Here is a 5,627-nt window from a genome sequence, read left to right on the forward strand (position 1 = left end):
ACTGACCGAAGTCTCCGCACGGCTGCCCCGCACGCACGACCGCGTGCTCATCACCGGAACGGAGCAGACCGTGCCCAACGCCACGCCCAGTCACGTACTGCTGCACGGATTGCTGGCCGGTGGCGCCACCGCCTCCGTCGCCGTGCACGGCGGCAACGGTCCCGCCCGGTACGGGTTCCGCCTCGAGCTCGTCGGCAGCGACGGAACGTTGACCGCCACCCCAGCCCAGCCGGGGACGTTCATTCACTGGGGCGACTGGGACATCCGGATCGGCGACCAGAGCCTGACCGTGCCCGACACCTATCGCACCGTCCCCGCCGGCGTCCGGTCCGGTCCACCGGCCAACATCGCGGCCCTCTACCAGGAAGTCGCCCGATCCATCGCCGAAGCCCGGCGACCGCATCCCAACTTCGAGACCGCCCTGCGCCACCACAGGCTCCTCGCCGCCATCGAAAAGTCAGCGGCCGACGGAATCGTCCGGGACATCTCGTAGCCGACAGGGAGGGCGGAATCGACCGATTCCGCCTCCGCCCACCGATCCGCGCACGATCGACCTCGTCGCGAGGGTCAACCCCTCGTGGGCGACTCGAACGCTACGATCTGGCGGTGTCGAAGGTGTGCAACTATCCGGGCTGTACGCGCCCGATCACGAGCGGAGCAGGGCCCGGTCGTCCCTCGGAGTACTGCGACCGGCCCGATCACACGCGATGGCGGGCGTGGCGCGAACGGCAACGGCAACAGCAGGAGTCGGAGGCCGCGACTGCTACCGTCACTGTGACGCAACCGGGACCGGTGACCGTCGCACGGTTGCGGGCCGATGAACTGCTCACCCAGTTCCGCGGACTCGCCGAGCAGTTGAACACCACGCTGAGCGCCGCGGTCGCGGAGTTGTCCACACTGGCCGACCCGGCGGTCGCGGAAGCCCAGGTACAGGCGGTGCAGGTGGACGCGGCGCGCCGGATCGCCGAGGCGCAGAGCGCGGCGGTAGCGGCCGAGCAGGCGCGGCGCGAGGCGCAGGAGGCCAGGGAAATCGCCGAATCCGCCGCCGACGACGCGGCCGACGCCGCCGAACAAGCCGAAGCATTGATCGCCGAGGCGAATTCGGCGCGCGACGACGCGCTGCGAGAAGTCGAACGCGTCACCAAGCAGGCCGCCGACGACGTGTTCGCCGCCCGCAGCGTCGCGGAAGCCGAAGTCGCCACCGTGCGCCGCGAGTCCGCCGAGCAGATCCAACGCATCGAACAGCAAGCCGCACAACGAATCGAGCGCGCCGAGCGGCGCGCACAGACCGACATCGCACAAGCCCGGCGCGAGGCGGAAGCCCTGGTCGCGGCCGCCCATTCCGAGCGCGATGTCGCCGTGCAGCGCGCAGCGGACGCCGAACGAACGGCCGAACGAGCCGAGCGAACCGCCGCGGAGCGGGCCGAAGCCGCCGACGAAGCGCGAGCCGAATGGCGCCGAGTACGCGCCGAACTCGACACCACCCGCGCCGAACTCGCCGAAACCCGGCGCGCCGCCGCAGCCGAACTCGCCTCCGTCCGTGCCGAAGCCGCCGCGGCCGTCGACCAGGCGCGCGCGGAAACCGCTCAGCGGCTGGAAGCGCTCGACGAAGCGCGCGTGCAGACCCTCGCGCGCGCCGAACGCGCCGAAGCCCAGCTCGACCGACTCCTCGCCGAAACGCGTCGCAAATCGTCCGCTACCGAACCTGGTCGGCGCGACGACACCTGAACAGGCGCACGGGTTTCCGTACTAGGCTTTCGATGCAAGGTGTTGCGTGACGTGGAGGAGAATCCGGGCATGGCCGTCATCCACCGGACCACCATGGTTCCCACGAAGATGGAACTGCTGGCCTCGTGGCTGCCCGGCCGCATATGGTATCGCGGTGAAAGGCTACCGGATCTGCGGAAAGCCGGTGGTTTCCGGCTCGATGACCCGGACGGAGAAGTCGGGATCGAATTCATGGTGGTCACCGATCACTCCGGCGCGGAGCCGCGCACCTATCACGTGCCGCTGACCTACCGAGGCTCGTCGCTGCCGGACGCCGCCGAGGCACTCGTGGGCACTTCCGAACACGGTGTCCTCGGCACGCGATGGGTGTACGACGCCACTCGCGACCCGGTGGCGGTGACTCGGATCGTCGCCCTGCTCACCGGGGACGCGCAGCCACAGGCCCAGAGCGAAAGCGATACACCGGACCCTTCGGTCACCGTGTCTGTCGCGGAGAAAGTCTCTCTGACAGAAGGATTCGGCCAGGTCCGGGATGGATTGTCGTACACAGACATCCCGGTGGGCGACCGGATCGTCCGGATCCATCGCCTTTTGCGCGGTGCCGCTGAGGCTGCGGTCGCCGGCCGGGTCAGCGCCCCGTGGCGGCTCGACGACGGCGCCACCGCCAGGGGCGTATTCATGGAACTCGTCACGTAATTCGCCTCCGACGGCACGCGTGGCGGCGACCTGCGCACGCACGACGATGACTGTGATGAGGCAAACGACTCGCTAACCGCAATTTCGGTCATATCATGTAGCTATGCCCGAAACCGAGGTCGAAGGGCGTTCGGAACCACTGGCCGGCGCAGCCCGGCAGACGGTACTGGTGGCCGGTGCCTGCTCGATGATCATGGGTGTGGCCCTAGCGGTGTGGCCGCACAAGTCGCTGCCGACGGCGGAACTGCTGTCCGGCGGCTACCTACTGCTCAACAGTGTCCTACAGCTGGTCGTGGCGCTCGGTGCCCGCTTTGTGACCCCGCTGCGAGTGCTGGTGCTGGTCAGTGGCGCGCTGTCGGCCCTACTCGCGGCGCTGTGCCTGGCGGGCGGGAATTCGGCTCCACTGCTGGCGTTCTGGATCGGATTGGCGTGGGCGGTCCGGGGGATCTGTCACGCCACCGTGGCGGTCTGGGTCGACGATCTGCCCGGGCGGGTACGGCAGGAGCTGTTCGGGCTGGTCACGCTGGCGCTCGGCGTGCTGGTCGGTTCGGTTCCGTTCGAGTCGCCGGACACGCTCGGCTGGGTGACCGGATCATGTCTGATCGCGATCGGAACGCTGGAGGCCTTGTTCGCCGTCGGCTCCCGGCGTGAAGCGGTAGCCCTGCCGGGCATGGTGCCGACCCTGCGCCTGGACGGCTGACCGTGACAGCGCATCCGGTGGCGAACCGGATGCTATCGAGGTTGACTGGGCGCCATGGCTTCCCAGCAATCCGAACTCCGGTCGCCCGCGGAACTCGTCGTGGTCACCCACGGCACCGATACCGCGATCACACCGATCGCTCTGAGCGACAGTCACGGCGCGCAAGCACGTCTGACGGAACTGCTTCCGGCCGGGAGCGAACTGGTGCGGATCTTCGGGCCGGCCAACCGCTTGGAGCGCAGGCTCACCGGCACCCCGCACCTGGAGACCGGGGCGGAATACCTCAACTACTTCTACGTCCGCGGCGTCACCGGCCGGCTCGACGAACTGGCCGAGCGGATGCGTGCCGCCGACGATGTGGCGGCGGCATATGTGAAGCCGCCCGCCGAACCGCCGATCGCGCCGGAAGGCGCGCGAGCGATCACCGGCCGCTCCACCGCCGAGGCCCCGCCGGTCACGCCGGATTTCGCGGTCCGACAGGGATATCTGGATGCCGCCCCGCAGGGAATCGACGCCCGGTGGGCCTGGACGGTTCCCGGGGGCCGCGGGACCGGCGTGCGCGTGGTGGATGTCGAGGGCGCCTGGCGGTTCACCCACGAGGATCTGCAGGTCAACCAGGGCGGGGTGATCGGAGGCAGCCCCTCGCCGGAGCAAGGTTGGCGCGACCACGGCACCGCGGTCGCCGGAGTGATCAGCGGTGACGTGAACGCCTACGGCATCACCGGGATCGTGCCCGAAGCCTACATCCGGGCGGTGTCGATCTTCGGATCCGGATCGGCGGCCGCGATCCGCTCGGCGGCGGACGCGCTCAACCCCGGCGATGTGATGCTGCTCGAACTGCACCGTCCCGGACCGCGTTCGGCCTACGCCAACCGGCCGGACCAGCGCGGCTATATCGCGATCGAGTGGTGGCCCGACGACTTCGCGGCGATCAGGTACGCGGTCGGCAAAGGCATCGTTGTGGTGGAGGCGGGAGGCAACGGCGGCGAGGACCTCGACGCCGCGAGCTACGACTCCCGCCCCGCGGAGTTCCCGAGCACATGGCGCAATCCCTTCCGCGGCGGCGAGGCCGACTCCGGGGCGATCATCGTCGGAGCCGGCGCACCCCCACCCGGCTTCCACGGCCGGGACAACGGCCCGGCCCGCTCCCGGTTGCCGTTCTCCAACTACGGGAAACGGGTCGACGTGCAGGGCTGGGGCCTGGAAGTCACCACCACCGGATACGGCGACCTGCAAGGCGGTCCCGATGAGGACCTCTGGTACACCGACGTGTTCAGCGGAACCTCGAGCGCGTCGCCGATCGTGGTGGGCGCGGTCGCGAGTTATCAGGGCATGAGCGCGGCCGCGGCCGGACGCAAGACCCCGGCGGAAGTGCGCGCCCGGCTGCGGGAAACCGGCTCACCGCAAACCGATGCCCGGGACCGGCCCGCATCCCAGCGCATCGGCAACTTACCGGATCTGAAATCGATGATCTTGCCACGATAGGCGGTCGTTCGCCGAGGACTGGAGTGCTCGGAAACCCCGGTATCCGGCCCCGATTCCACTACTTGGAATTTACTCACGCCATAGTTGTGAGAAATGAAATCCGCCTCGAGTCGAGTGCGGCGGTGGCTCGACCGTACGCCGATATCAGATGCGACCGTGGAAGTCGTGCGCTGATCAATCCACGCGTGCCGCGAGCAGCAATTCGAGCAGCAACTGGGCGAATTCGGCTGGCTCGTCGGTGAATCCGCTGTGCCCGCCCGGGAACTCGGTCAGCGGGATGTTCAGCTGCTGGGCGAGTGTCTCCGCGGGGCGGTGGGGGAGCTTGCCCTTGCTCTCGCGGCCTGCTCCGAGCACGAGGCGGTCGGCGACCGGCGCCAAGGCGGCGATGTCGGGCAGATGTGAGGTGATCGTGCGCAACTCGTGTTCCATGTTGCGCGGGGCGTTCGCGTGCAGGCGTTCGATCATCGCCGCGGCGCGCGGCGAGAGTTCGGCCGGATCGGGCATCCGGACACCTCCGCCGATGCCTTCGAGAAAGCGGGCGCCCGCGGCGGCGAGACCGTCGGTGACGAACAATTCGTACACTTCGTCGACGAACGCCCTGTGCTCGGCGGCATCGGGCAGCACGCCGAAAGACGGCGGCTCGTGCGCGATCACCAGGCGCAACCGCTCGGGATGCCGGGCCAGCAGATCGAGCGCGACCACCGCGCCGCCGCTGCCGCCGAACACGTAGGCGTCCTCGCCCGTGGGCGTGAGATGCTCGAGGAGCAAGTGGGCGTCCTCGCTCTGCACCTCGACCTCGATGTCGGCCGGTGGCCCGGGGTCGAGCACGCTGCGCGAATAACCGCGCGGGTCGATGGTGACCACGGTGAAGTGTTGTGCGAGGGGCTCGAGGATGGGATCGAACACCGCCGCGTCGCCTCCGCTGCCCGGTAGCAACAGCAGCACCGGCCCGGCGCCACTCACCTCGTAGTACAGCGTGGCGCCAGGGACTCCTAGCGTGCCGGATCTCATGGTTTCT

At 69.1% G+C, this 5,627-nt stretch carries 6 protein-coding genes; 5 read left to right on the plus strand and 1 reads right to left on the minus strand.

Annotated elements, in window-relative coordinates; genetic code table 11:
• From ON21_RS12755 to ON21_RS12775, 5 genes are all read left to right on the plus strand, one after another.
• Positions 1 to 493, plus strand: a 493-nt coding sequence (locus ON21_RS12755; RefSeq protein ID WP_039798059.1) for a Gfo/Idh/MocA family oxidoreductase, incomplete at its 5' end; no start/stop codon positions are given.
• Between the two features lie 299 nt (positions 494 to 792).
• Entirely contained in the window at positions 793 to 1,728 is a 936-nt protein-coding gene (locus ON21_RS12760) for a coiled-coil domain-containing protein (RefSeq protein WP_245562571.1), read from the plus strand.
• 51 nt (positions 1,729 to 1,779) lie between these two features.
• On the plus strand, positions 1,780 to 2,424 hold the full coding sequence (locus ON21_RS12765) for a maltokinase N-terminal cap-like domain-containing protein (protein WP_245562572.1): 645 nt from the start codon (positions 1,780 to 1,782) through the stop codon (positions 2,422 to 2,424).
• Positions 2,425 to 2,527: 103 nt separating this feature from the next.
• A complete protein-coding gene (locus tag ON21_RS12770) occupies positions 2,528 to 3,124 on the plus strand; it encodes a DUF308 domain-containing protein (RefSeq protein WP_039798061.1) in 597 nt (198 codons plus the stop codon).
• A 54-nt stretch (positions 3,125 to 3,178) separates the two neighbouring features.
• Positions 3,179 to 4,609 (plus strand): S8 family peptidase, encoded by a 1,431-nt coding sequence (locus tag ON21_RS12775; RefSeq protein ID WP_051020736.1) that lies wholly within the window; start codon positions 3,179 to 3,181, stop codon positions 4,607 to 4,609.
• A 174-nt stretch (positions 4,610 to 4,783) separates the two neighbouring features.
• Here ON21_RS12775 and ON21_RS12780 read toward each other — a convergent pair.
• On the minus strand, positions 4,784 to 5,627 hold an 844-nt coding region (locus tag ON21_RS12780; protein ID WP_039798064.1), incomplete at its 5' end, for an alpha/beta fold hydrolase.

Origin of the sequence: Nocardia araoensis NBRC 100135 (assembly GCF_000308435.1) — a bacterium.
Lineage (GTDB): Bacteria > Actinomycetota > Actinomycetes > Mycobacteriales > Mycobacteriaceae > Nocardia > Nocardia araoensis.